We start from the raw sequence: 25,114 nt of genomic DNA on the forward strand, positions 1-25,114 counted from the left end.
GTCGCAGTTCGGGGTTCGGGAGCTTATGTCGGCAAGATAAAATAAGGCCTAGAAACGCCGGCCCGCTAGGGCAAAATGACAATCGTCCGGAATGCTTGAGCGATAAACAGGCCACTGCCCAAGAGAGCTAAGTTGATGGCAGAACTACTAGAGAGAATCGTTAAACCGGGCAGTGGCCCATGGCTGGACTATACCAGCTATGCGGGAAAGCTGCTGGCAGGGGGCGATATCCCATGGACCTCGGTAGACGGCGTCCTGGCGTGGGTGCGACAAGCCCAAGGTCTTTTGAGATCGAGCGTCGTCTCAATTCCAGTGGCGCCGATCGTGGATGCTTGGCTTGATGAGCGCCCCACGCTCCGCCGCGCCATGGCGGCTCGTTCGCGGGCTGCCTACCCGATAAAGACATTGCTTGCCGACAGTAGCTTGCGTGCTCACCTGAACAGCCTGTTCGCGGCGGTGGGAGCCAGTCTGTCTTCAGCGCCGCTGGTTGCAACAATCCCGTCACCACGCGTCTGGGTGCTTCAGTGCTTCGGCCAGGCGTTTGGCCAGTCGCAATGTGAACTCGACGACGACGCGACTGACTCGGCCGCGGCTTACATCGCCGACTTTCTGCGCGGCTTTCCGCAGTCCGAACTCGCAGGCCTGCTACTGGACGAAAGCGCCGAAGCTGAGGCACCTTCGGCCGAGACCGTGAAGCTTTACCAGCCGATCTTCAACCTCGGAAACCACTATCGATGGGACGTCGGTATCTATGCGCCGCAATCGGGTGCCACCGCCCTGACCGACCCGTCCACCGACGGTGGCCCAGGGTTTTGGATCATGTCTGATCCCGTTGCTGGAAAGGTTAGCGGCGTGCTAGTGCCCGCCACCTTCTGGTCCGACGGCAAACCGCTCGACCCTCGGCCCGCTCAGTTCAGGTTTGCGACGATCCCGAGCGATGCCGTTCCTGAAGTCGTTCTTCGGAGACTGCCGGACCTCAGATAGTCTTGTGCCAGATGCCAGATCGTGGCGCTCATCTTCAAGGTTGGCGCGACCCGGCGGTTGTGGTCGCCGATTGGTCGACCTGACTGGAGCCTAGACTAGCACTACTTTGGCAGATTTTTGAGGGGACGAGCATTTTTTGGGTTCCCGCGGCGGGGTTTGCGTGATTCGTGGGTGGTCGGCCTATGGAGCGCCGACCATGGACGATAAGTGGAAGTCCGATCTTGAGCGCTGGCTCGCGCCGTTTCTGGGGGCTCTGCGGCATAAGGTCCGGGCGCGGATGTACCCGGCTATGTGGCAGGGCTGATCGGTGCAGGAGATCGCAAGAGCGTTCAACGATGGCGGCGCGCGACGGTGGCGTCGGCTACGACCAGCTTCATCACTTCATCGCCGGCTGGGCTTGGGACGCCGGGCCGCTTAAGAAGGTCCTGCTCGCAGAGGTCGACAGGATGGTTGGTGGCACTGAGGCGTGTCTGATCGTCGACGACACGGCGCTGCCGAAGAAGGGTGGGCGCTCGGTCGGCGTCGCGCCGCAAATACGCCTCCGCCTTAGGCAAGAACGCCAACTGCCAGACCCTAGTGTCGCTGACACTGGCTTCCGGTGAAGTTCCGGTCATGGTGGGGTTGCGGCTGTTTCTGCCCGAGAGCTAGAGGAGCGATGCCGCACGGTTGACGCGCGCCGGTGTGCCGGAGGATCACGGGGTCTATCGGACCAGACCGGAGATACCACTCGCCGAGATCGATCGCGTTCGTGCAGCAGGCGCGCGTTTCGGCTGCGTGCTGCCGATGCCGGCTATGGTCTCTCCGGGCCGTTCCGCCAGGGGCTGAGCGAGCGAGGGCTTGTCTGGGCGGTGGGCATGCCCTTCAAGCAGAAGGTCTATCCGGCCGACGTATCGATGATCTTCCCCCCGTCGCCGGGCGCTGCCGCCCGCGCAAGCGCCATGTCCCGGACATGACGTCGATCAGTGCGCAGGCGATGCTGGAGGAAGCGCCCTGGCGGATGCTGAGTTGGAGGCACTGCACATGCTAGACGCACGCCTCGCCGCAATAAACGGCGCTATGCCGCGTACCGCGCGACGGAGGCCGGTAGCATCAGAACGAGCGATAACCACATTATCTCAGGAAAGTACGACCTAATGCCGAGCAAATGATCTTGCTGGCAAAGAGCCTGCGCAAGTGAACAGATATCTGTGTCGACGATTATACACGGTAGTGCCGCAGCCAGCGCCATCGTCTCCGTCGTGACTACCGGCTTGAAGATGATCCACCACCACGAAAGCGTGACAAGAAACAGCACCGTTCCCAAAAAGAATAGTGGCGTCGCCAACCCTGCCCTAGGCATTTGCGACACAGCTCGAGGAGAAGCTTTCTCCGGAGAGAGATCAGGTCCGCGTCGTCTCTCATGCGCGGAAACGGCTTTTCGATCCGACATTCGTGCACCACGCGGGCGGGACGATCGCTGAACACGATAATGCGGTTTGCAAGCAATAGCGCTTCTTCCACGTCATGCGTCACAAGCATCGCCGTAAAACCCGCTGCTTGCCAAAGCCTTAGCTGCTCCTGTTGGAGATCGAGCCGTGTCAGCGAGTCCAGTTTTCCAAATGGTTCGTCCAGCAGCAGAAGCTTGGGGTCGTTGACGAGCGCGCGCGCTATAGCCACACGTTGAGCCATACCGCCCGACAGCTGGTTGGGATATGCGTTCGCAAATCCATCCAGTTTCACGACCCGCAAAGCTTGGTCGATACGTTCTCTATGGCTTTGAAGAAGTCCACGTGCCTCTAGCCCAGTTGCCACATTCTTGTGGACGTTGCGCCACGGGAAGAGGGTTGGATCCTGAAACACGAGAATTCGCGACGGGTCCGGACCACGAATGACCCGGTCCCCTTCCAGCAAGCGGCCTTGAGCGGGCACATGAAGTCCCGCTGCGAGCCGCAGAAGGGTCGACTAGCCGCAGCGAAATATTCGCTTAGGACGAAGCGCGGGTTCTCGATCTGTTTGGCCCTCTGCAGGTGATCGAATTGGCCAACCAGTTGCCTAAAAAGAGGGGCGATGGCCGGCCCTAAAGATGTTCGGTCGTTTTACCGGAGCGGGGATAAAAGTTGGCAGGCTGAAGGTCGTCACGCAGCCACCGCCAGCCACGGGTGACCAGCGCCTTGCTCTTGATCGTCTCCGGAGGAAACGGATCGAGAGTGGGTTATATTGAAGTGCCGGGAAGCTCCTGGTTGTATATTGACCAAGGTTCACCTCTGCCAAGTCGATTCGCAAGCTCATCGGCACAGGCGCAAAGCAACTTATCACCTTTCTCCTCCGAACTGCGCCTCGCGTCACCCAGAACACCTGTGGTCGTCAATTTGTCAAAGGTGACAAAATGCTTGAGTGTCGGCACGAGAGCCGCTGCGACGTCAAAACTCGAACCATGTGCCTCGCCAAGTTGCGAACGTTTCACGAGCGCCGGGGCTATCGCCATCATCATCGAAGTTTCGGCCTCGCAGGCGTGCATAAGACCTTGCTGGTCTTCGAGAACCTTCGCCATCTCTTCTGAAGCAATCATGAAATAGGTCACTGTGCCGATAGGCAAGCCGAGTTCGCGCGTGAGGTCCGCCGATATGGCCGACAGGCCTGCAATATTTCCAGCGTGCCCGTTGACTAAGACGATCTTTCGGAACCCTGCATTTGAGATTGAGCGGCATAGGTCGCGCAACAGCGCGGCGTACGTCGCAAGAGACAGCGAAAAGGTTCCCCCGAACGGCACATGATGATCAGCTAGGCCGCACCAGACTGTTGGCGCAACTACGATTGGAGTTTTTCCCGATAAAGAGCGAGCGGCGCGCAAACATACTTCTGTCACAAGGAAATCGTCGACTCCCGTCGGGAGATGAGGTCCGTGCTGCTCGGTCGACCCAACCGGCAAAAGCGCAACAGCATTCCTTTCCGCTAAGGTGCAAAGCTCGGCGGCGCTCAATCTATTCCATGCGACTTCATTCATTGATTTTGCCTCGTCTGCCGTAATTGAAAGTTGTTGGCGTTATTGGGATTTCTTACGTGTGTGACCTTTGAGAGAAATGACGACGATCGAGCCGACCGCGACCGCAGTCAACAATGGAACGAGACCGCGATAGGCCGCCCCGCCCAACCAATGAACGCGGCGACCAGTGTCGGCGCGAAGGCTCAGGCCGGAAGTTCACGAGAGTTAGCACTAGAGACAAGAACTTGCTATTGGTTGTGAAAACGATGCGGTCCCGGATGTCGTCGGGGATACGTTTCCAGACGCGAGGGCGCGGATGTTCGATCCTCCAGACCTTCGAAGTTGTAGTCAGGAAACGATTCATACGAGCGATAGGAGGTCAGCCGGGAATGCCACGCTTGTTGAGTGTTTGCGTTGCCGGCAGATGGGATAAAACCTTGCTCAGTCAGCGCTCGAAAGCGTCCCGCACATTCGAGTTAGGCTAGGGATCCTATATCGAGCGACCTTCATCGACTTTCGACGTGCAAAACCGGGATTCCGCCTGGCGGCCCTCAGACCGCCAGGCCAGGTTGCGGTCAATGACGACGCGAAGCCATTGTAGCCTTCATCTGATCATCCATGTCTCCGAGAGCAACCATCGCAGCGGCCACGATCTCAGGACCGGCTTTATCAGGCGAGCCAGCCTGGTACGGAGGTTGCGGATCGTATTCGATTATCAACTGCGTGGTCTTCGCGATCTTCTCGCCCTTTAGCTGGGCGAGAAGCTCAAGGCCAAAATCGATTCCCGCTGTCACGCCGGCGCCGCTTACTCTGTTGCGATCGAAGACGACGCGTTCATGGACAGGAATCGCGCCCGTGGCTTCCAAGGCGCCGTAGCAAGCCCAATGGGTCGTCGCTTTGTAGCCTTGCAGCAGACCGGCCATACCAAGCAGAAGCGATCCTGAACAAACGGAGGTGATGTGCTTTGCCGTTTTTCCGCTTTTAGCCAGGAAGTCGATCACGGCTTTATCTCGCATCGCGCCGTTTGTATCCATTCCACCAGGAACAAACAGGATGTCGAGATTGTCGGGGCAATCGGCGAAAGTTGTCGTGGGGTGTATCAGAAGACCAGTTTCCGTCGGCACGGGGTCCATGTTCTTCCAGAGCAGCAGAGTTTTGCCATACAGGCCCAAGACGCCCTGCGGTCCGACGAGATCGAGAAGTGTGAAGTTCGGGTAGAGAACCATCCCTATCGTTAGTTGGTCCGTGGTTCCTGTGTCGCTGGACATCGCTATAACCCTTTATCTGGCCCCACATCGGGAAGCTCTAAATGAGTGATTTGCACCAGCCTTTTTGACTGCCGGCGGCGAAACCTATCCCCCGTTTAATTTGGTGAAAATGACATACTGGCAGCTATTTCTGCCAACCAGTTCCTTGGCATGTGTGAACCCACTCGATTAGAAGTGGATTAGGCCGCGTCCGCCTCGCGGCCTGCATGATGCTAACGGATCGTCGCAATCATCGACTACCCTGGCAGGTCGCCAATGCGGGAATATCCGTCGCTATGAGAGCCGACCCGTTGCGGATTCCGTTGGCGCACGTATAGTCACAGAGGGTTTGGAGCGATGTGAACAAAAATAAAACAATCGATATCTCTCTCGTTCAAGCTAAATGGGGAGTAGTATGTTGACACAACCCGATACGCTGAAAATTAATGGGATTGATACTGAGGCAGGACAAAATAAACCGGCCTGGAGAGACTGTGAGAATTCTCTAGACGGGAGTAAGGGAGATTTTTCCGCGGCCGTGATGCTGGTCGATATCGTGATATATCCGGGAGCGGCTCTGCTCGATATTGCGGGGCCAGTCCAGGTGCTGGAGCTTGCTAACAGGCGGATATCGTCGGGGAAGCGAGCTTACCAAATTACAGTAAGATCTCCGATGGGTGGTTTAATAACGACATCATCCGGCGTGGAGGTCAATTCGATCGGGTTAGACGGTACTGCCGCAGCCGACACGATAGTCGTAGCTGGCGGCTATGGTTTTAATGAAGCGTCTAAGGATGAGAAACTCATTCAATGGTTGGCTGAGCAGAAGTTGAAAGTCCGACGAATATGCTCCGTCTGCACAGGGGCGTTTGCGTTGGCTGCAGCAGGATTGTTGCAGCGACGTCGTGCGGTAACTCACTGGGAATACTGTGACTTGCTGCAAGAGGAGCATCCCTCTACGATGGTTTTGGCCGATGCAATATATCTTCACGATGATCAAATCTGGACGTCCGCTGGGGTTACGGCGGGAATCGATCTGGCTCTAGCGCTGGTTGAGGAAGACCATGGACGGCGCATGGCGATGGAGGTAGCGCGGGAGCTTGTTGTCTTCCTCAAGCGCTCTGGCGGTCAGATGCAATATAGCGTTCCTCTGCGCCTGCAAACGGAGGGAGATGGCTCGTTTGATTCATTGCATGCTTGGGTACAGGCAAATCTCACCGCCGATCTCAGTGTGGACGCGCTCGCTGCTAAAGCTGGAATGTCGCCACGCACATTCGCTAGAGTGTTTTCGAAGACGACGGGGCGGACACCTGCAAAGTCGGTGGAGTTACTCAGACTGGAGTCGGCCAGACGCTTGCTCGAGGATAGCAATCTTTCGCTAAAGGAAGTGGCTGTTAGATGTGGTTTTCTTGAAGAGGATAGAATGCGACGGTCCTTTTTGAGGAGTTTGGGAGTCAGCCCCCAGGCTTATCGCTCGAGATTTGGGTAACCCGGGTAGGCGCTTTACTGCACGCCCTGTGAACCGCGCCAGGTTTAGGCGCCATGTCTGGATGCCCCGTTTCATGCAAGTGCAATTCGCGTCTTTGAACATGTGACCGGTTGCGGTCATGTGTCAGGCCCAGTCTGCGGCGTCGGAGATGCCGCGGGCCGGCATGGAGATGCGCGGATGAGGCGCCACTCGCTCAACGAGTTTTTCGCTGTCGAAGCCTGACCCCGTGCTTGCGGCACAGATCGGCAACCGATACCCCGGCCTCATGTTCCTTCAAAATTCCGATGATCTGCTCTTCAGAGAAGCGGCTACGTTTGATGTCCTGGTCCTCTCGATGGGCCAGAACGAACTTCAAACCGGATTAGATCAGAGGGGCAAGGTCACCTTTCATGGCGTCACAGCCACCGAGTGCAAGCTTATGCTGCTGCGGTGCCAAGTTCCCTCCCGAGTTTCGAGCCCGCCCGCTGCGAATGGTTTTTCGAGTAAAATCGACTGCCGATGAAATAATTGTAGTTGACATAATTTCGATTGAATGCATTTTAAACGTCAAGGCGGAGGGGAGAGTGACGTGCTCCCAACAATCCGTCCTCGGGAACAAGTGTTTAAGGCAGCTTTGCCGACACGTTAGCTCCACAGCCATACCGGCTGGACGGCGCATCGAAGGGGTGTGGGCAATGGACAATCTTAATCAGAGCGGCTCCGCCGACGTGCCGACGCTTGTCGAAACTGTCGGCAACTATGCGGCAAGTCATCTTGCGTCGATCTGAAATGGTATGTTTATCAATGGGAGTAGCTAGCATGACTGAATACAAATTGTTGATTGGCGGAGAATTTGTCGTTGGCGACAGCACGATGACAATTGTCAATCCTGCGACCGAACAGCCAGTCGCCGAGTGCCCTCGCGGATCCGCAGCCCAACTTAACAAGGCGGTTGCCGCCGCGAAGTCAGCGTTTCCTGCATGGGCGGCAACCGATTTCGAGGAGCGTCGCGCCATCATCAATCGAATGGGTGACATCATCGAGCTCAACGCAGATGCCTTGGCACGTACCTTGACTCAAGAGCAGGGCAAACCGCTGGCGGACGCACTCACTGAAGTCAATGCTATGGCGGCCTTCTTCCGTTATTTCGCGACACTCAAGCTGTCGATGAAAGTTATCGAGGATAGCAGTGAGCGCAAGATCGAGGCGTTCAGAAAGCCTCTTGGCGTGGTCGGGGCGATTGTACCTTGGAATTATCCGCTGCTGTTGCTCGCCTTCAAGATGCCGCCCGCTCTTATCGCGGGTAATACCCTTGTAGTGAAGCCATCTCCCACGACGCCTCTGTCGACGCTTCAGTTCACATCATTGGTTGCTGGCCTTCTTCCGCCCGGAGTCTTCAATGTCGTCACTGACCTGAACGATCTTGGCGAAACGCTGACGGCCCATCCGGACGTCGCGAAGATATCTTTCACCGGATCCAGCGCGACGGGAAAGCGCGTGATGGCAAGCGCCTCGAACACGTTGAAGCGCGTTACGCTCGAGCTCGGCGGAAACGACGCGGGAATCGTTCTAGGGGACGTCAACCCGAAGGAGATTGCTCCGAAAATATTTCACGCGGCCTTCCAAAACAGCGGACAGGTTTGCCTCGCCCTGAAACGCCTTTACGTCCATGAAAGCGTGTATGACGAACTTTGCGATGAACTCGTCGCGATCGCAGAATCGACAATCGTCGGCGACGGCCTAGAGCAGGGAACGGTACTCGGACCGCTCCAGAACAAAATGCAGTATGACCGGGTAAGGGAACTTATTGAAGATGCCCGGAAGTCCGGGAATATTATTGCAGGCGGGAAACCCTCTAAGGGACCTGGCTATTTCGTATCGCCGACGCTCGTCAGGGATATCACTGACGGAGCAAGGCTTGTGGACGAAGAACAGTTCGGACCTGTGCTACCCATTATCAAATTCACAGATGAAAGCGATGCGCTCGAGAGGGCAAATTCCTCTCCGTTCGGCCTTGGGGGCTCAATCTGGGCGTCCGACGTAGATCATGCCTACGGCCTTGCCAAGCGCATGGATAGCGGAACAGTTTGGATCAACAAACACATCGACATCCTGCCATACGTTCCGTTTGGGGGCGCCAAGGCCTCAGGGATCGGTCAGGAACTCGGCGAAGACGGGCTGGCTGAATTCACCCAGCTTCAGGTCATCAGCGCCGCTGTTTGATGCACGGTCTTTTGATCCACTTTTATTGAAAGCTGTAGGGCAGGCCATCAGGTTTCGAAGCGCTCACATGACCGCTTCGAAATACTGGCGACAGTAAGTTCTGCCAAAGCCAGAACCTGGTTACTGAACGCGACCCGTTGGATTGGGATCAGCGAGAATCCCTTTCTGCAAGATCGACCTCTAGTTCCATCAAAGCCGCCAGCGGTAGTCGTCCGGCAGCGCAAACAGGATTTTCAGCATGACCGAAGAAAAGCTTATCGAAAATGTAGCCAGCCGCCCGCTCAGCCGCCGGCGTTTCGTGCAGAGCGCGGTGCTGGCAACCGTCGCAGCTCCGTTCGTTCTGCGTACGGCCCGCGCTGCCTCGACCGTGAAAATGGCGTCGATCCTGGATTTGTCCGGTGGTCTGGACGTCTATGGCAAGCCAATGCAGATGGTCATGGAAATGGCCGTGGAAGAAATCAACGCGTCGGGTGGGTTGAATGGTTCAGAGTTGGAACTGGTTACCTACGACACCCAGTCCAACATGCAGCTCTACGCACAATATGCGCAGAAGGCAGCGCTGCAGGATCGCGTCGTCTTCGTGAACGGTGGGATCACATCCTCGTCGCGTGAGGTAATGCGTCCGATTTTGAAACGGTATCAAACGCTGTATTTCTATTCGACCCAGTACGAGGGTGGCGTCTGCGACCAGAATACCTTCTGCACGGGCATCACTCCCGCAATGCAGGGCAAGAATGCAATCGGCTGGGCCGTAAAGGAGTGGGGCAAGAAGATCTACTCCATTGGTGCCGATTACAATTCGCCGCGCATTATTGGAGACTGGACGCGCAAGTTCGCCAAGGACTTAGGGGCAGAACAGATCGCAAACGAGTTCTTTCCCCTGGATGTTACCGACTTTGGTGCCCTGATCACCAAGATACAGGCTGCCAAGCCGGACTTTATCTGCTCCACCCTCGTCGGTGCGGCACACCTCGGTTTCTATCGTCAGTGGGCGGCGGCTGGCATGGTCGGCAAAATCCCGATTCTGTCCTTCACGTTTGGTGAGGGGAACGAACACATGATGATCCCTCCGAGCGAGAGTGAAGGGATTGTCGCTCCTTACGCCTACATCGAGGAAATCGATACTCCCCTCAACAAGACATTCCTTGCTTCGTATCGCAAGAAATATGGCGACAACGCGGCACCCCAGAACAACGTTTCGATCGGAGCGTATGAGGCGACCTGGCTTTGGGCGACTGCCGTGCGAACGGCGGGCACTCCAGATCGCCAGAAGGTCATCAATGCGCTGGAGGCCGGCGCAACTTGGGACGGACCAGGCGGCACATTGAAAATGGACGGTGCGACACATCATTGCGCGCGCGACATCCGCCTTGCGAAGCTCAAGGGCGGAAAATGGGAAGTCATTACAGAATGGAAAAACCAGCAGCCTGTTGAGACCGATGGTCGCTGCGACCTCCTTAAGGATCCGACCTTGAACGTCGAATTCACGCCCGGGGACTGAGTGTCTTTTCGAGTGGTCGCGATAGCTAGCTGTCTGAAAGGGTAGGCATGGACTTCGCCTTAATTGTCACTATTCAAACTGCGGCCTCGATCGCCACGATCCTGTTGTTCTCTCTCGGGCTCGGTGTTGTCTTCGGCATGATGCGAGTGATCAATCTCGCTCATGGCGAGTTCATTATGATCGGCGCATACGGAGCGCTAAAAAGCTATGAGCTGGGCGCAAACCAATGGCTAGCCATGCTTGTCGTTGCCCCCCTGGTCGCTGGGGCCTTTGGCCTTATCGTCGAACGTGTCCTGATCCGCCACCTCTATGGGCGGCTGATCGACACACTTCTGGCGACCTGGGGCCTAAGCCTGTTCGTTGTGGGAGCGGTAACGATGATGTTCGGGAACACGGCGAAAAGTATCCCGACACCTCTTTCCAACTTCCAATTCGGAAACTACGGCATAGGGCAGTACAACCTTGTTATCGTAGCGCTGACTGCCTTTCTTCTGGCGGCCATCTACATCGTGTTGAAATACACGAGCCTGGGCACGCTCTCGCGCGGAACAATGCAAGACCCCGAAATGGTGGCGGCTTTGGGTTACAATCCCAAGACTGTTTACGCGGCCACTTTCGCGGTAGGCGCTGGCCTTGCAGGGCTGGCGGGGGGGGTGCTCGCCCCTCTCACAGGCATCACTCCCACGATGGGAGCGGCCTTCGTGGCAAAGGCATTCATCACTGTGATCACCGGCGGACCTGCGATAATCCTGGGCACCGGTGCGGCATCGGTGATCTTCGGTGCGATAAACCAGGCGGTGACGTTCGTCTCGACCTCCGTATTGGGCGAGGCCGCACTGTTCGTGGCTGCGATTCTGCTTCTTCGAATGTTGCCAAACGGTGTCTCCGGTCGTTTCTTCAAAGGCGGTGTGTGATGCGCGATATCCTCTCGCGGCTTGGTATGGGAACTTGGGCGACCTCCGCGGCAATTCTCGTAGTTACGATTGTCCTTCCATACATCGCCGATTTGTTCACGATCCTGCAGATAACGATCTTCATCGTCATGGCTATTCTGGCGCTGAGCCTTTCGCTGACGTGGGGATTGGGCGGGATCCTGTGCTTTGGTCAGGCTGCATTTTTTGGGCTTGGTGCGTACACATACGCAGTCGCCGTTACGAACTTCGGCGAGAGTACAGTGCCCGTGATCTTGTCCATTGTGGTTCCAGGCGTATTCGCACTCGTGCTCGGCTGGTTCATGTTCATGGGGCGACTGTCTGAGCTCTATGTCGGCGTCATAACACTGTGCGTTTCGCTGACGCTCTTCAACTTCATCAATTCCACGTCCAGTCCCTGGTACCGAATTGGGAATGCTCAGATAAACGGTTTCAACGGTATGTCGGCCGTACCAACGCTCAACGTTCCATTTGACCCGAATGCCATCCTCACGCCAATCCAAATATATGTGTTGGCAATGGTCTCACTGCTTGCTGTCTACATCTTTTGCAAGGTTCTGGCGGCATCAGCTTGGGGCCGGGTCATCGGTGCAACGCGGCAGAACGAGGTGCGAGCGGAGCTTCTTGGGTACAATACGTCACGCATCAAGCTCGCGGTTTTCGTGCTCGGCAGCGCAGTAGCAGGCTACGCCGGCTGCCTGTTCACCAACTGGAACGCTTTCGTGTCGCCGAACGTATTTTCGCTCTCTATGTCTGCTCAGATTATCATCTGGATGATAGTAGGCGGCCGCGAGACATTCGTAGGACCGATCCTCGGAGCTATCGCGCTGCAGTACCTTTCCACCGCCTTGGGCGATAGCAGCGTCAATGCGAATGTCGTCTTGGGTGCAATCCTCATGTTGTTCGTGGTCTTCGTGCCCCGGGGCCTGGTCCCCACGTTTGGCATGATCTGGTCACGAGCGCTGACCCGAAAAGACGATCGCTCGACCGCGCTGGCGACGGAAGCGGAGGGGTCACGATGAGCTTCCTGGAATCGCAAAACCTAGTCATGCGATTTGGCGGCGTTATCGCAATCGGCGGTGTTAACTTCTCGATGTCGGAGGGAACAATCCATTGCTTAGTTGGGCCCAACGGTGCTGGAAAGAGCACCTTCTTCAAGATGATAACGGGACAGCTTTCTCCAACCTCGGGCAGTGTCAGTTTTTGCGGGCGCGACATCACGGGAATGCGCAGCAACGAGATTGCCAATCTTGGGATCGGCATCAAGACGCAGACCCCGCAGCTTTTCGATGACCTTAGCGTCGAGGAGAACATTTGGCTTGGAGCGCGCAGGCTTCCCGGCAAAGAGTCGGGATCCCGCGTTCGGGAGTTGCTGGCTGATCTCGATATCACATCCATGAAGGGCCGGTTGGTCGGTACGCTGCCGCACGGTTTGCGCCAACGCACCGAGATCGCCACCGTTCTTGCCAGTGACCCAAGGCTCATCCTGCTCGACGAGCCGGCCGCAGGCATGAGCGACAGCGACGTCGAGCACATCGGAAACCTCATCTTGCGCCTGAAGTCATCCCACAGTTTTCTGGTGGTTGAGCACGATATGCGTTTCATCCGGAAAATCGCCGATACGGTGACCGTCTTCCACCAGGGAAAGGTCTTCGTGGAAGGCAGTTGCGACCGCGTTCTCTCAGACAGTGGCGTCAAGGACATTTACTTGGGGAAGGGGGCCGTCGCGCATGCTTGATGTTTCTCATCTACGAAGCGGTTACGGACGCATACCGATCTTGGGCGGTGTCAGCTTTTCGCTCGGCGAAGGCGAGCTGCTCGGAATTCTGGGCCACAATGGGGCCGGCAAAACGACACTTCTCAAGACGATTTCTGGATTCATTCCTATAGATAGCGGTTCGATCAAGCTATCCGGGTCGGAGATGAAGGCTGCTGCACCTCATACGCGGGCGCGCGCAGGAATGGGGTATGTGCCACAGGGAAGACGCATATTCCCCGCTTTGACCGTGAAGGAAAACCTAGAGCTCGCTGCAACTCGATCGGGGAGGGCAATCGCTGAAGTGTTGGAACTTTTCCCGAGGATTGTGCGCCTTCTGGACCGCAAAGGGGGGGCACTTTCCGGTGGGGAACAGCAGCTTCTTGCTCTGGCCCGATGCCTCTGCGCTCGGCCAAAGGTGATCTTGCTTGATGAGCCGACCGAAGGGATCCAGCCGTCCATCATCGAAGAAATAATCGAAACGCTTATAAAAATCCGCAAGACGGAGCGATTGACGGTGCTGCTCGTTGAGCAGAATCTCGAATGTCTTGTCGCCCTGACCGATCGCATTCTCGTTCTCAATCGAGGCACGATCATCAAGGAGATGCGCGGTGCGGAAGCTCACAACCGTGATGCGCTGGCTGAGTTAATGATGTGACCGGCTTTCGGTCCACTCAGTCGCAACTTTGATAGCCACTGCGACCGCGCGAACGGCGCCTTTAGCCTGTGGTGCAACGGGTCATGCGGCTTTGGCTGGAACGCAAGGGAGCGGCTCCAAGAGCTCTTTTTCGTTGGACAGATCGGCCGCGCTCGGTGTGCCCGGTCGATTTCCACACAACAAAATCAAAATAAAACAGAAGCTATGCAGAGTAGGCGCCAAAATGAAATGGGATTATATCGTCGTAGGCAGTGGATCAGCTGGGTCGGTCGTGGCGACTAGATTGTCTGAAAACCCTCTCCTTAAGGTCCTTCTCCTTGAGGCTGGCCCAAAAGATAATTCTCCAACGATCAGGATTCCCGCTGGTGAAATCAAGGCGATACAAAATCCACGGTTCAATTGGCAGTATCTTTCCGACCCGGACCCGACGTTGAACAACCGTGAGATTTTCTGGCCAGCCGGCAAGGTACTTGGCGGTTCCAGCTCAATCAACGGCATGATTTATATTCGTGGGCAGCGAGAGGATTTTGATACGTGGGCCCAGACGCTGGGGAATACGAGCGATTGGAGCTACGATGATGTGCTTCCATTCTTCAAGAAAATGGAAACGAATCCTTTTGGGGCGAGTGAGTACCACGGAGATAAGGGACCGCTGAAAGTCTCGAATATCGCAAAGCCCCATCCGTTGCGCGACGTGTTCGTGCGCGCAGGCCAGGAGCAGGATATTCCTTTCAACGCTGACATCAACGGCGCGAAGCAGGAAGGCATTGGCCCCAATCAGGGCACCATTGATTTTGGGCGACGTAATAGTACCGCGCGCGCTTACCTCACCAAGGCGAAGGGCCGCGGCAATCTCAAGATCGTTACGGGAGCGATCGCTGACAGGGTTCTGATCAAGGACAAGCGGGCGATCGGCGTCAGGTATCTGGTAGATGGCCAGGCGAAGGAGGACTTTGTCAATGGCGAAGTTATCGTGTGCGCGGGTGCACTCGGCTCCCCGGCAGTTCTTATGAGGTCGGGAATTGGACCCGCCAACCACCTCAAGGAGATGAGGATTCCGGTGGTCCACGATTTGCCGGGTGTGGGACAGAACCTTCAGGAACACCCGATGATTTGGGTGAGCGGGTATGTGAACATCAGCACGTACAACGTCGAGACCTCGCCACGGTATATTGTTCAGCATGGACTGAATTGGCTGTTGCGCGGCGTCGGACCGGCGGCGGCGCCGATTTCTCATGGCGTCGCCTTTGTTCGCACTCGTCCGGAGACCGAGACGCGGCCGGACGTCCAAATACATTTTATCCCTGTCGGTTACGAGGTGACTGAAAAAGGTATTACGCTGCTCGACCGACCAGCGATTACGCTGGCTGGCTGTGTTTTGCGTCCACTTAGCCGCTCCGAACTAAGGCTTCGTTCTAGCAATGCGAACGATAAGCCGCGAATCCTCTCTCGAATTCTTTCCGATGAAGACGATGTCGACCGTCTCGTAGACTGCTTCCGGATTTGCCAAAAGATTTTGAAGAGCGCCGCGTTCGGGCCATATTACGAAGGGCCCTCGAAGCCATCGCGAGAGCTTCACTCACGGGAGGAGATCACCGATTTCTTCAAGCACTCTGCCGAAGGAAGCTACCATCCGGCGGGTACTTGCAAGATGGGTATCGGTGACGACGCGGTTGTTTCCAAAGAATTGAAGGTAAAGGGCATCGAGGGGCTGCGCATTGCCGACGCGTCTATCATGCCGATCGTGACAAGCGGAAATACGAATGCGCCGACGATCATGATCGGCGAGAAGGCGGGCGCACTTGGTCCTGAATGACTATCGCGGATAGCGTCCGTCCATAATTCATCACGCGCACAATCGAGGAAACGTCTTGACTTCAATTAATGCGAACAAGGTCCCGATCACGGACCTGTTGGTTCCGTCGATCCGCAGCGACGTTCCGCCATTCATGGTCATGGACGTGAAGGCAGCCGCAGGACGACTGGAGGCGGCAGGTGAACGGGTAATCCACATGGAAGTCGGAGAGCCAGCTGCGGCGGCTCCGGCATCCGCGTTGGCTGCAGCGCAACACGCGATACAACAAGGCAAGATGCAATATACGACAGCGTTGGGCATACTCTCGCTAAGGCAGAGAATTGCGAGGCGTTATCGTGATGTTTATGGCCTATCCATCGATCCCGATCGTGTTGTTGTTACCACTGGATCGTCTGGGGCGTTCCTGCTTGCATTTCTCACGCTGTTCGAACCAAGCGATAGAGTTGCTGTAGCTAACCCTGGATACCCTCCTTACCGTCATATTCTGAAAGCCGTGGGGTGCGAGCCTGTCCTGATCGAGACCACGGCTGACACGCGGTTTGCAATCACACCTGAGGCGCTTCTTCAAGAGCATCGAAAGTCACCGTTGAAGGGATTGCTGATTGCGAGCCCCGCAAATCCCACGGGTACTATGATGACGCGGTCGGCACTTCGAGAGCTTATCACCACAGCTGAAGCGATGGGAATTCGAGTTATCTCGGACGAGATCTATCACGGTCTCGACTACACTATGGAAGCTTCCACCGCGGCGGCTGTCAGTGAACGGACTGTGATTGTAAATTCCTTTTCGAAATATTTCTGCATGACAGGATGGCGGGTAGGCTGGATGGTCGTTCCAAAGTCTCTTGTTAGGACGGTTGAGCGCCTGCAACAGAGCCTCTCGATATCGGTCTCGACAGTTTCACAGATCGCGGCGGAAGCGGCTTTTGACGGGATTGAAGAGATGGAAGCCGTTAAACGTGGCTATGAGCTTAACAGGCAGATACTGATCGACGGCTTGCCCAAGGTCGGCCTCACGAGGTTTCAACCAGCCGACGGCGCGTTCTACCTTTATGCCGACGTCTCGGAGTTCACGAAAGATAGTCTCGTGTTCGCTAGCGAAATGCTGGCGCGGGCCAAAGTAGCTGCAACGCCCGGTTTGGACTTCGACCCGTTGCACGGGCGCTCGTTTATACGGTTCTCTTATGCGGGATCTGCCGCGGAGATGCATGAGGCGGTGGAGAATATCGCTAATTGGCTTCGATAGCAGTGTGGGTGCACATCTCGCAGAAGCTTAGGATGATGGCGGCTTGGCTGTGCCCGCGTCTGCGCGTTTGGGGACGATCGCAACTGGCGTAGACAATCTTTGACCCCAGTTCCAATCACTATATCTGTTATGCGACGGATGGACATATTCACCAGGCCATCCATGGCGCGATGTCTTTCGTCTCAAGGGAATGCCTTTACATGAGGCGAGAGAAACGCACTGACCCTTGCGCTAGATGTTTGAACCCGGCTTTGATGGGGCCTTATCATCCGAATCAAAGGATTCGCTATGGGCCAAGTTCTGGGAGCGCCCCGACGAAAGATCCGGTCTGTCGAGCGATACAGCATAGTCAAGAGAGCCTGAGGATATGGAAGGATTGTTGTTGGACGGTGGTGCGGCGAATGATATCGCAACGGGCGGCCCTGCATGATGGCTACACAGGTTGAACTCCGCGCGATGGACGATCCCGGCACACCCCAAATCGGTCCTATTATTCAACGAGAACGGAAAGCCCGTCGGCTGTCGCTCGAGCAACTTGCGGCGTTGTCTGGCGTTTCCAGATCCATGCTTTCACAAATTGAACGCGGCCAGGCGAACCCAACATTCGCAGTGCTGTGGAGTCTTACGCGCGCCCTCAAGATGGAACTATCGGATCTGGTCGAAGGTACTACCGCGGGATCAGATGGTGTGACGATTGAAGTTGTTACAGCATCACACACGCCCGAGATCAAGAACCCAGATGGTTCCTGTCGTCTACGGATTTTGAGTCCACCACGTCTTGCTGGTTCAACGGAATGGTACGAAGTGGAAATTGCCCCGTCGGGTAGTTTGGAAAGTTCTCCGCATGCTCGAGGGGCGTTCGAACACTTCACGGCGATCACCGAAGGATTTGAAGTGACAAGCGGAAATTCTACCATTGCACTTAATATTGGTGAGACCGCCCGCTATCCGGCCGATGTGTTTCATCGAATCGTGAACACATCAACCAAGACCGCAAAAGGACTGATGGTACTCCTTTATCGATAAGGGGTTTCGCTAAACGCTTGACACATTCCGATATAATGGATCTAGTTCCATTATAAAGGAAAGTGAGATCGTATCGTGGCTACAAACTTTCTCGATCATTTGACTGCGGATCTGGCAGGGATTGAAACCAGCGGGCTCTATAAGCGTGAACGGCAGATCTCGGGGTCACAGGACGGCCGGATCAATGTCGTATCAGCCGAGGGAACCCGCCAAGTCATCAATCTTTGCGCCAACAACTATCTCGGGTTGGCAAACCATCCGAAAATTTTGGCGGCTGCGAGGACAGCGCTCGACGAGTTCGGATTTGGCATGGCGTCTGTGCGCTTTATCTGCGGCACGCAGACTTTGCATCGAGAATTGGAACTGGCGATCGCCAACTATCTTGGCAAGGACGACGCAATTCTGCTTGCTGCCTGTTTCGACGCCAATGGTGGCGTATTCGAGCCGCTTTTCGATTCAGACGATGCCATCCTCTCAGATTCTCTCAATCATGCGTCGATCATCGATGGCGTGCGCCTCAGCAAGGCGAAGCGCTATCGTTTTGAAAACGGCGACATGAATGAGTTAGAGGATCGGCTCAAACAAGCTGAATCCGAAGGCGCCCGTTTCAAGCTGATCGTGACCGACGGCGTGTTCTCGATGGACGGTCATATCGCGAACCTCACAGCAATCTGCGACTTAGCCGAGCGGTATGGCGCGCTCGTGATGGTTGACGATTGTCATGCGACCGGACATCTCGGCGACGAAGGTCGCGGAACGCCGGCACTAACCGGCGTCGGACAGCGGGTTGACATCGTGACCGGAACGTTGGGCAAGAGCCTGGGAGGCGCGATGGGAGGGTTTGTCGCTGCCGCGCAGCCGATCATCGATCTGCTGCGCCAGCGAGCACGACCCTATCTTTTCTCGAATAGTCTCGCTCCGGCAATCGCGGCAGGATCGATGAAGGCGATTGAGATCGCAAGAGAGGCAAACGGTCGGCGTAAGATCCTTGCAGATCATGCCGTCCGGTTCCGCTCTAGGCTCGCCGCTGCCGGCTTTGATCTTCTGCCCGGGGAAACGCCCATCATCCCAGTCATGGTTCACGAGGCGCCGTTAGCCCAGAAGATGGCCGCGGCATTGGATGAGCGTGGCGTCTTTGTCGCAGGGTTTTTCTATCCTGTCGTCCCCAAAGGAAAAGCCCGGATCAGAACACAGATGTCCGCGGCACTCAGCGAGAAGGATGTCGATGTCGCTATCGATGCCTTCAAGGATGCGGGCAAGGCGGTTGGAATAATTTGATGGAAAGGGGTTTTTTGATGCGAGCGATCATAAAGGCAGTGGCCGAACCGGGACTCTGGCTCGACGAACAGCCGGTGCCGCCAATAGGGCCAGACGACGTTCTAATCAAGGTCAAAAAGACGGGTATCTGCGGCACCGATATCCATATCTACGCTTGGGACGAATGGGCGCGTCGGACGGTTCCGGTGCCAATGGTGGTCGGGCATGAATATGCCGGAGAGATTGTCGAGACAGGGTCGAACGTTCTCAATCTCAGGATCGGTCAGCGTGTTTCTGGCGAAGGCCACGTCATCGGAATGAACAGCCGTGCCGCCCGGGGCGGTCGCTTCCATCTTGATCCGGAAACCAAAGGGATAGGCGTCAACATTCCCGGAGCGTTTGCCGAGTATCTGAGGCTGCCGGCCTTCAACGTCGTGCCGCTACCGGATACTATCGATGATGAAATAGGCGCCATCCTCGATCCACTCGGAAATGCAGTACACACGGCACTCTCTTTCGACCTAGTAGGCGAGGATGTACTTATCACCGGAGCAGGCCCAATCGGGATCATGAGTGCGGCGGTAGCCCGCCACGTTGGCGCAAGACACGTGGTAATCACCGACATCAATCCCATCCGCCTTGCGCTTGCGGCCGAGGTTGCAGATGTTGTGCCTGTCGACGTGTCGAAGGAAGATTTGGGCTCGGTCAAGGCGGGGTTGGGCATGAAGGAAGGCTTTGATGTAGGGCTTGAAATGAGCGGCGCGCCGGCGGCTTTCGATCAGATGGTTGATCACCTTGTAATGGGCGGCAAGATCGCAATGCTTGGCATTCCGGCACGGCCGACTCCCGTCGACTGGACCAAGGTCGTCTTCAAAATGCTGACCGTGAAGGGCATCTATGGCCGTGAGATGTTCGAGACTTGGCACAAGATGTTGGCAATGCTCCAGAGTGGCTTGGATGTACGCAAGGTCATTACCCACCGTTTGCCAGTAAGCGAGTACAGGGCCGGCTTCCAGGCCATGCAGTCCGGCAACTCCGGTAAGATCGTTCTTGATTGGACGTCTGATGTCTGAGGCAGCAGCTACGATGTGGCCCGAGCAGTCGGCACCATCGGATGCAAGACGGGGCGCAACGATCGTAGCGCGAACGCGATGAAATCAGTCGGCCTGACTGCGCAGGCGTTCATGGACGAGTGACGTCCAAAGGTCGATGCCAGCAGGGATGACCTCATCGTTGAAATCGAAATTTGGCGAATGAAGGCCGGGATCGTCGGGACCCTTTCCTGAGCCGAGAAAGAGATAAGCTCCCGGTATAACATTCAACATGAACGCGAAGTCTTCTGCTACCATGCTGGGTTCCTCTTCCTGGATGGTCAGGTTAGGCATTACGAGACCTGCGGCACTGATAACAAATTCAGCGGCAGTAGCGTCATTGACAGTTGCAGGGATACGCCGATCGTATCGGACGACTGCCATGCAGCCTAATGACGCCGCGATTGCTTGCGCGATATCGTTGAGCCTGCTCTCAATCAGGTCCCCTGTTTTGTCGTCCAGCCAGCGCGTGGTACCGCGTAAAGTGCACATGTCCGGCAATGTGTTCCATGTAGTGCCTCCATGGATCTGGGTGACCGAGATCACACTCGCTCTGCTCGCCGGCACTGAGCGGCTGACGATCGCTTGGATGGCAGTGTGAATGTGACTCGCGGCTAGCAAAACATCGTCGCCCTGATGCGGCGAAGCGCCGTGGCAACCTCTGCCCGTGATCTCAATCTCGAAAACCGCAAAGGCTGCCATCATGATTCCTGGCCGCACAAAATATGTACCCGCTGGGCTCGATGGCCAGTTATGGAGTGCGTAGATCTCGTCACAGGGAAAAAGGTTGAATACTCCCTCGTTTACCATGCGCTTTCCGCCCCCTTCGTTCTCTTCGGCGGGCTGGAAGATGAAATGGACGGTGCCGTCCAAGTCGGTCAATTGAGTGCAGGCGCGCGCAGCGCCAAGCAGGACAGCCATATGCCCATCATGCCCGCAGGCATGCATTATTCCGGGGACGGTTGACGTGTAGGGGGCCCCGGTCTTCTCAAGGATTGGCAGCGCGTCCATATCGGCACGAATGCCAATCGACTTCGTGCTCGTCCCTCGCGACAGCGTAGCTACGAGACCGGTTCCTGCAAGTCCCCTGTGAACGTTAAGCCCGAACGAGGTAAGCAACGAGGCCACGAAATCACTTGTTTGATGCTCGCCGTAGGCGAGCTCCGGATATCGGTGCAGATGGTGTCGCCATGCAATCGCCTGTTCGTCCGAAGGCAGCATTTCTCTCGGCTTGAACTGACCAAACGACAAACTAGCCTCCTTCCGACTAAGACGTATCGGATCGACAGTTACATCCGCGATGTGACTATTAAGCTGACCGAGCGTTTGGAATTTTTGTTCCGTTGCTCGAATTTCTGGCGATCGGTGGACCGAGCTGATTCCACTGACACTTGACCAATTTCCGGTTTAGTGGAAAGTTTGTCGATTGCGGATCGTCACTTCCGTCGGTCATGGTCAGTGGTCATGGTGTGTGCAGGAGACCAAGACGTCGCTCTTACCCGCACTGCTGAGGCGGAACAAACGATGCATACCTTTGATTACGAAAGCTTGTTCGATCGGCGGGTGGCGGAATCGCTTTACGGCGCGGAGCCCGAACCGGTTGGCCGCTACTATGACGATGAGCGTGGATTGTTCGTAAAAACGAAAGTGGACGGCGGTCCGTTCATTCAGGATCTCATCCAATTCGCACCAGATGCGTTTGCCCTGACGGGCGCAGGTGCTCCAACTCCAACTCCGAGATTGGGGCATCATCGACAGACGATCGGCGATCATGACTGGTTGCATTTTTGCCTGCGTCTTGGTGATGGTGGGCAAGAAGAGATTTCAGACTACGGCACGGTTGGCCAGCCAAGCCGTGTGTGTATGGTCACGCGCTACCCTGCGGATACAGAGATCGAACGTACGTGGAAAGGCAATGACAGTTGGCGTGTGGCGTGTCTTTGGCTCAGGCCAAGCGCCCTTTTGAGGCTACTAGAGACTTCAGCGTCTCGGATCCCCGACCAATTGTCCTGGCTCGCGTCGGAGAAGCGAGACGTTGCGAACCACCTGGCTATCCCTTTAAGCCCTCGTATGCATCTGGCGGTCAACGACGTCCTGTCATGCCAGCACACCGGCGGGGTGCGGCGCGCCTTTATCCTATCAAAATATCTGGAATTGCTCGCGACTATCTATCTGGCTGCGGTTGATCAGTGCCATCGCGATGGCGAGCCGACAATGAGGCTTTCGGAACGAGATACCGCCAAGATGGCCGACGTGGCGGCCATGCTGACCAGCAGGTTAGATCAAATGGAGTCGCTCGCCGAGCTTGCCAAGCGCGTTGGCATCAACCGCACCAAGCTAGTACTCGGTTTTCGCGCGATTTATGGCACTTCCGTCGAAGCCTACTGGCGTGGATGGCGACTTCAGAGAGCCAACGATTTGCTTCGCAGTGGGGGGCTTTCAGTCAATGAGGTTGCCTTCGCAGTCGGCTACTCGGAGGTGTCTTCATTCACGCGTGCCTTTACGCGAAAATTCGGTGTCGTTCCCAAGAGCTTCAAGCAGTATTAGATCGAGCGCTGCGTTCTTGGACCGACTAAAGATCGCCTTGTCAAAAAGCTCGATCCGACGGTCATCGTCGCGCCGGTAAGCCTATCCGATCATGCGCCATCGCTATCGGAATGAGGCTTTTGTCATGACCTATTGCTCGCTTGTCGACGGTGTACTTGTCCGCGAGGGCATTTCAAACGCGATCATAAATCCGGCGACAGAAGCCTCAGCTGGCGAAGTGATAATCCCGCCCGCAAAAACGCTCAACAGAGCGGTCCGATCTGCGGCTCGCGCCTTCGAACAATGGCGTGGCGAGCAATTGACTGTGCGAAGCGGCTTGCTGCTTGCTCTAGCCGATATCATTCGCGCCAACGCAGATGAGCTTTCGAGGCTTCTCACACTCGAACAGGGCAAGCCGGCGCATGAAGCGCGTGACGAGGTCGATTGGAGCGCCTCGCTGCTGGACGAGTATTCCAAGAAGGAACTGGTCCCGAACATTTTCAATGGCTCCGGTCAAGCGCATGTCGAGCAGTTCTTTGTCCCCCTTGGTGTCGTAGCCGGCATTATTCCCTGGAATTTTCCGCTTTTTACCGCAGTGATGAAGATTGCTCCTGCGCTCCTTACAGGCAATGCCATCATCATCAAGCCGGCACCAACTACGCCGCTTACGACATTGCGTTTTGGTGAACTGGTAAAGGATGTTGTCCCTGCCGGCTTGCTTCAAACATTGGCCGACGATGGAAAATTCGGTCCTCGTTTGGTAAGGCACCCGGGGGTTGCCAAGATATCCTTCACTGGCTCGACGGGCAGCGGTAAGGCAGTGATGAAGTCGGCCGCACCATCGTTGAAACGGCTGACCCTGGAATTGGGGGGCAATGATCCAGCTCTCGTCTTCGATGATGTCGATCCGGAAGCCGTTGCTTCCGCCATCTTCTCAAAGGCTTTTCTCAATTGCGGTCAGGTCTGTACTGCCGTCAAGCGCGTGTATGTCGCCAAGCCAATCTACGAAAGAGTCTGCCGGAAACTGTCCGAACTGGCGGACGCTGCAATCGTAGGCGACGGTCTTGAACAGGGCGTGACGATAGGTCCGATCCAGAACGACATGCAGTTTGATAAGCTCCGTGCGCTGCTCGATCACGCCAGAAAAGGCGGACGCATCCTTGCCGGGGGAGGGGTAGTAGACGGAAAGGGCTACTTCATCCAACCCACGATTGTCGTCGACCTGGATGACGATAGCCCGCTCGTGGTGGAGGAGCAATTCGGCCCGATTCTGCCAGTCCTGTCGTTCTACGACGAGGACGAAGTCGTCCACCGCGCCAACGATACAAGATATGGTCTCAGCGCCTCCGTGTGGTCGACCGACCTCATTCGTGCGCAACGGGTCGCGCGCAGATTAAATGCCGGCACCGTCTGGATCAACAAACATCTCGAACTCAATTCGGACTACCCGATGAGTCCTTGCAAGGAGTCTGGGATCGGCACCGAGTTCGGCATCGACGGTCTCCGTGAATTCACCCAGGCCCGCCTATTGAACCAGTGAACTTCCCCCCACCGCAAGCTACTTGGTCGGCGAAATTCGACCGACCAGACAACAAAATGGATCGCAAGGTCAACGTCAGGCCCATCTAAGTTGCATAGCGTTGATGCAAAGGAGTTCGCCGTGCAATGGGACTGCATTGGTAGCGGATCGGCGGGATCAATGATTGCCAGTCGGCTTTCAGAGGATGAACGCAATCGGGTGCTCTTATTGGAAGCCGGACCGCGTGACAACTCGCCTGTGATCTGCATTCCCTGGGGTAAGGTCAAGGCGATCGCAAACCCACGTTACGAGATGGGCCTACGTGGGGGCTTCGATACCTGGGCTCACATGCTCGGTAGCACTGGCGAATGGAGCTACGAAGACGCTCCCTCCTTTTTCAAAAAGATGGAGCCCAACCCGTTCGGTGCCAGGGAATTTCATGGTGATCGTGGCCCATTTAGGGTCTCAAATTTAGCTCGGCCGCATGATCTGCGCGATGTCTTTATCCGAGCTGCCCAAGAAGTCGGTATACCTTTCAATCCTGATATCAACGGCGCGACACATGAGGGCGTCGGGCCCAATCCAGGAACCATTGATTTCGGCAGACGCAAGAGCTCGACTCGTGCGTACCTTCGACAAACTTGGAATAGACCAAACCTGAAGATCGTCACAGGCGCGCGAGTCGTTCGGGTGCTGCTCCGAGGCGCGGGCCGTCGGAGTGCGACTTCGAGTCGCCAACGCATCGATCGTGCCTGTGTCACCTGCAGCAAAACCAATGCCCCGACAGTCATGTTCGGCGAGAAGGCGGCGTCACTCATTGTAAACGAACGAGAAACGACAGCTGAGGGTGTAACCGGCGGACGGCATAGAAATCAACAACGAGCAATAAGCTCTAATTAGCA

Annotated in this window: 19 protein-coding genes and 3 pseudogenes; 17 read left to right on the forward strand and 5 right to left on the reverse strand. The window is 56.1% G+C overall.

Annotated features, from left to right (window positions below):
• Positions 1 to 135: 135 nt before the first annotated feature.
• Positions 136 to 984 (forward strand): hypothetical protein, encoded by an 849-nt coding sequence (locus ACZ89F_RS04630; protein WP_476090608.1) that lies wholly within the window; start codon positions 136 to 138, stop codon positions 982 to 984.
• 160 nt (positions 985 to 1,144) lie between these two features.
• Positions 1,145 to 1,996: pseudogene (locus ACZ89F_RS04635) on the forward strand (IS701 family transposase); the annotation flags it as partial.
• A gap of 344 nt (positions 1,997 to 2,340) precedes the next feature.
• Here the strand turns inward: ACZ89F_RS04635 and ACZ89F_RS04640 are convergent.
• The 3 genes and pseudogenes from ACZ89F_RS04640 to ACZ89F_RS04650 all read right to left on the reverse strand — a co-directional run.
• A pseudogene (locus ACZ89F_RS04640) lies at positions 2,341 to 2,925 on the reverse strand (ABC transporter ATP-binding protein); the annotation flags it as partial.
• A 250-nt stretch (positions 2,926 to 3,175) separates the two neighbouring features.
• Entirely contained in the window at positions 3,176 to 3,967 is a 792-nt protein-coding gene (locus ACZ89F_RS04645) for a creatininase family protein (protein WP_476090609.1), read from the reverse strand.
• A gap of 554 nt (positions 3,968 to 4,521) precedes the next feature.
• Positions 4,522 to 5,214, reverse strand: a complete 693-nt coding sequence (locus ACZ89F_RS04650; protein WP_476090610.1) for a DJ-1/PfpI family protein — start codon at positions 5,212 to 5,214, stop codon at positions 4,522 to 4,524.
• Positions 5,215 to 5,734: 520 nt separating this feature from the next.
• Here ACZ89F_RS04650 and ACZ89F_RS04655 point away from each other — a divergent pair.
• Entirely contained in the window at positions 5,735 to 6,682 is a 948-nt protein-coding gene (locus tag ACZ89F_RS04655; RefSeq protein ID WP_476097208.1) for a GlxA family transcriptional regulator, read from the forward strand.
• A 220-nt stretch (positions 6,683 to 6,902) separates the two neighbouring features.
• On the opposite strand, the pseudogene ACZ89F_RS04660 reads toward ACZ89F_RS04655, so the two are convergent.
• Positions 6,903 to 7,001, reverse strand: a pseudogene (locus ACZ89F_RS04660) (transposase); the annotation flags it as partial.
• Between the two features lie 479 nt (positions 7,002 to 7,480).
• On the opposite strand from ACZ89F_RS04660, the gene ACZ89F_RS04665 reads away from it, so the two are divergent.
• The 11 genes from ACZ89F_RS04665 to tdh all read left to right on the forward strand — a co-directional run bounded on the left by ACZ89F_RS04665 (position 7,481) and on the right by tdh (position 20,149).
• Entirely contained in the window at positions 7,481 to 8,884 is a 1,404-nt protein-coding gene (locus ACZ89F_RS04665) for an aldehyde dehydrogenase family protein (protein ID WP_476090611.1), read from the forward strand.
• Between the two features lie 238 nt (positions 8,885 to 9,122).
• Positions 9,123 to 10,385: an urea ABC transporter substrate-binding protein gene (locus ACZ89F_RS04670; RefSeq protein WP_476090612.1), complete on the forward strand. Its 1,263-nt coding sequence runs from the start codon at positions 9,123 to 9,125 to the stop codon at positions 10,383 to 10,385.
• Positions 10,386 to 10,432: 47 nt separating this feature from the next.
• Positions 10,433 to 11,299 carry a branched-chain amino acid ABC transporter permease gene (locus tag ACZ89F_RS04675; RefSeq protein WP_476090613.1) on the forward strand — a complete coding sequence of 289 codons (867 nt, stop codon included), beginning with the start codon at positions 10,433 to 10,435 and terminating at the stop codon, positions 11,297 to 11,299.
• Entirely contained in the window at positions 11,299 to 12,339 is a 1,041-nt protein-coding gene (locus tag ACZ89F_RS04680) for a branched-chain amino acid ABC transporter permease (RefSeq protein WP_476090614.1), read from the forward strand. The genes ACZ89F_RS04675 and ACZ89F_RS04680 overlap by 1 nt, the downstream gene beginning before the upstream one ends.
• Positions 12,336 to 13,055 carry an ABC transporter ATP-binding protein gene (locus ACZ89F_RS04685; RefSeq protein WP_476090615.1) on the forward strand — a complete coding sequence of 240 codons (720 nt, stop codon included), beginning with the start codon at positions 12,336 to 12,338 and terminating at the stop codon, positions 13,053 to 13,055. Before ACZ89F_RS04680 ends, ACZ89F_RS04685 begins: the two co-directional genes overlap by 4 nt.
• Complete coding sequence (locus ACZ89F_RS04690) at positions 13,048 to 13,731, forward strand: ABC transporter ATP-binding protein (protein ID WP_476090616.1); 684 nt, start codon at positions 13,048 to 13,050, stop codon at positions 13,729 to 13,731. Before ACZ89F_RS04685 ends, ACZ89F_RS04690 begins: the two co-directional genes overlap by 8 nt.
• A gap of 223 nt (positions 13,732 to 13,954) precedes the next feature.
• Complete coding sequence (locus tag ACZ89F_RS04695; RefSeq protein WP_476090617.1) at positions 13,955 to 15,547, forward strand: GMC family oxidoreductase; 1,593 nt, start codon at positions 13,955 to 13,957, stop codon at positions 15,545 to 15,547.
• A 133-nt stretch (positions 15,548 to 15,680) separates the two neighbouring features.
• On the forward strand, positions 15,681 to 16,793 hold the full coding sequence (locus ACZ89F_RS04700; protein WP_476097209.1) for a pyridoxal phosphate-dependent aminotransferase: 1,113 nt from the start codon (positions 15,681 to 15,683) through the stop codon (positions 16,791 to 16,793).
• Positions 16,794 to 17,219: 426 nt separating this feature from the next.
• Positions 17,220 to 17,819 (forward strand): helix-turn-helix domain-containing protein, encoded by a 600-nt coding sequence (locus ACZ89F_RS04705; protein WP_476090618.1) that lies wholly within the window; start codon positions 17,220 to 17,222, stop codon positions 17,817 to 17,819.
• A 75-nt stretch (positions 17,820 to 17,894) separates the two neighbouring features.
• Entirely contained in the window at positions 17,895 to 19,097 is a 1,203-nt protein-coding gene (locus ACZ89F_RS04710) for a glycine C-acetyltransferase (RefSeq protein WP_476090619.1), read from the forward strand.
• A complete protein-coding gene (tdh, locus tag ACZ89F_RS04715; protein ID WP_476090620.1) occupies positions 19,097 to 20,149 on the forward strand; it encodes an L-threonine 3-dehydrogenase in 1,053 nt (350 codons plus the stop codon). Before ACZ89F_RS04710 ends, tdh begins: the two co-directional genes overlap by 1 nt.
• 84 nt (positions 20,150 to 20,233) lie before the next feature.
• Here tdh and ACZ89F_RS04720 read toward each other — a convergent pair whose 3' ends face one another.
• A complete protein-coding gene (locus tag ACZ89F_RS04720; protein WP_476090621.1) occupies positions 20,234 to 21,418 on the reverse strand; it encodes a M20 aminoacylase family protein in 1,185 nt (394 codons plus the stop codon).
• Between the two features lie 273 nt (positions 21,419 to 21,691).
• On the opposite strand from ACZ89F_RS04720, the gene ACZ89F_RS04725 reads away from it, so the two are divergent.
• The 3 genes from ACZ89F_RS04725 to ACZ89F_RS04735 all read left to right on the forward strand — a co-directional run bounded on the left by ACZ89F_RS04725 (position 21,692) and on the right by ACZ89F_RS04735 (position 25,112).
• Positions 21,692 to 22,714: a helix-turn-helix domain-containing protein gene (locus tag ACZ89F_RS04725; RefSeq protein WP_476090622.1), complete on the forward strand. Its 1,023-nt coding sequence runs from the start codon at positions 21,692 to 21,694 to the stop codon at positions 22,712 to 22,714.
• Positions 22,715 to 22,805: 91 nt separating this feature from the next.
• Complete coding sequence (locus tag ACZ89F_RS04730) at positions 22,806 to 24,233, forward strand: aldehyde dehydrogenase family protein (RefSeq protein ID WP_476090623.1); 1,428 nt, start codon at positions 22,806 to 22,808, stop codon at positions 24,231 to 24,233.
• A 291-nt stretch (positions 24,234 to 24,524) separates the two neighbouring features.
• Positions 24,525 to 25,112, forward strand: a complete 588-nt coding sequence (locus tag ACZ89F_RS04735) for a GMC family oxidoreductase N-terminal domain-containing protein (protein ID WP_476097210.1) — start codon at positions 24,525 to 24,527, stop codon at positions 25,110 to 25,112.
• The last annotated feature ends 2 nt before the right edge of the window (positions 25,113 to 25,114 follow it).

The sequence above is a fragment of the Mesorhizobium sp. USDA 3734 genome (assembly GCF_056279665.1).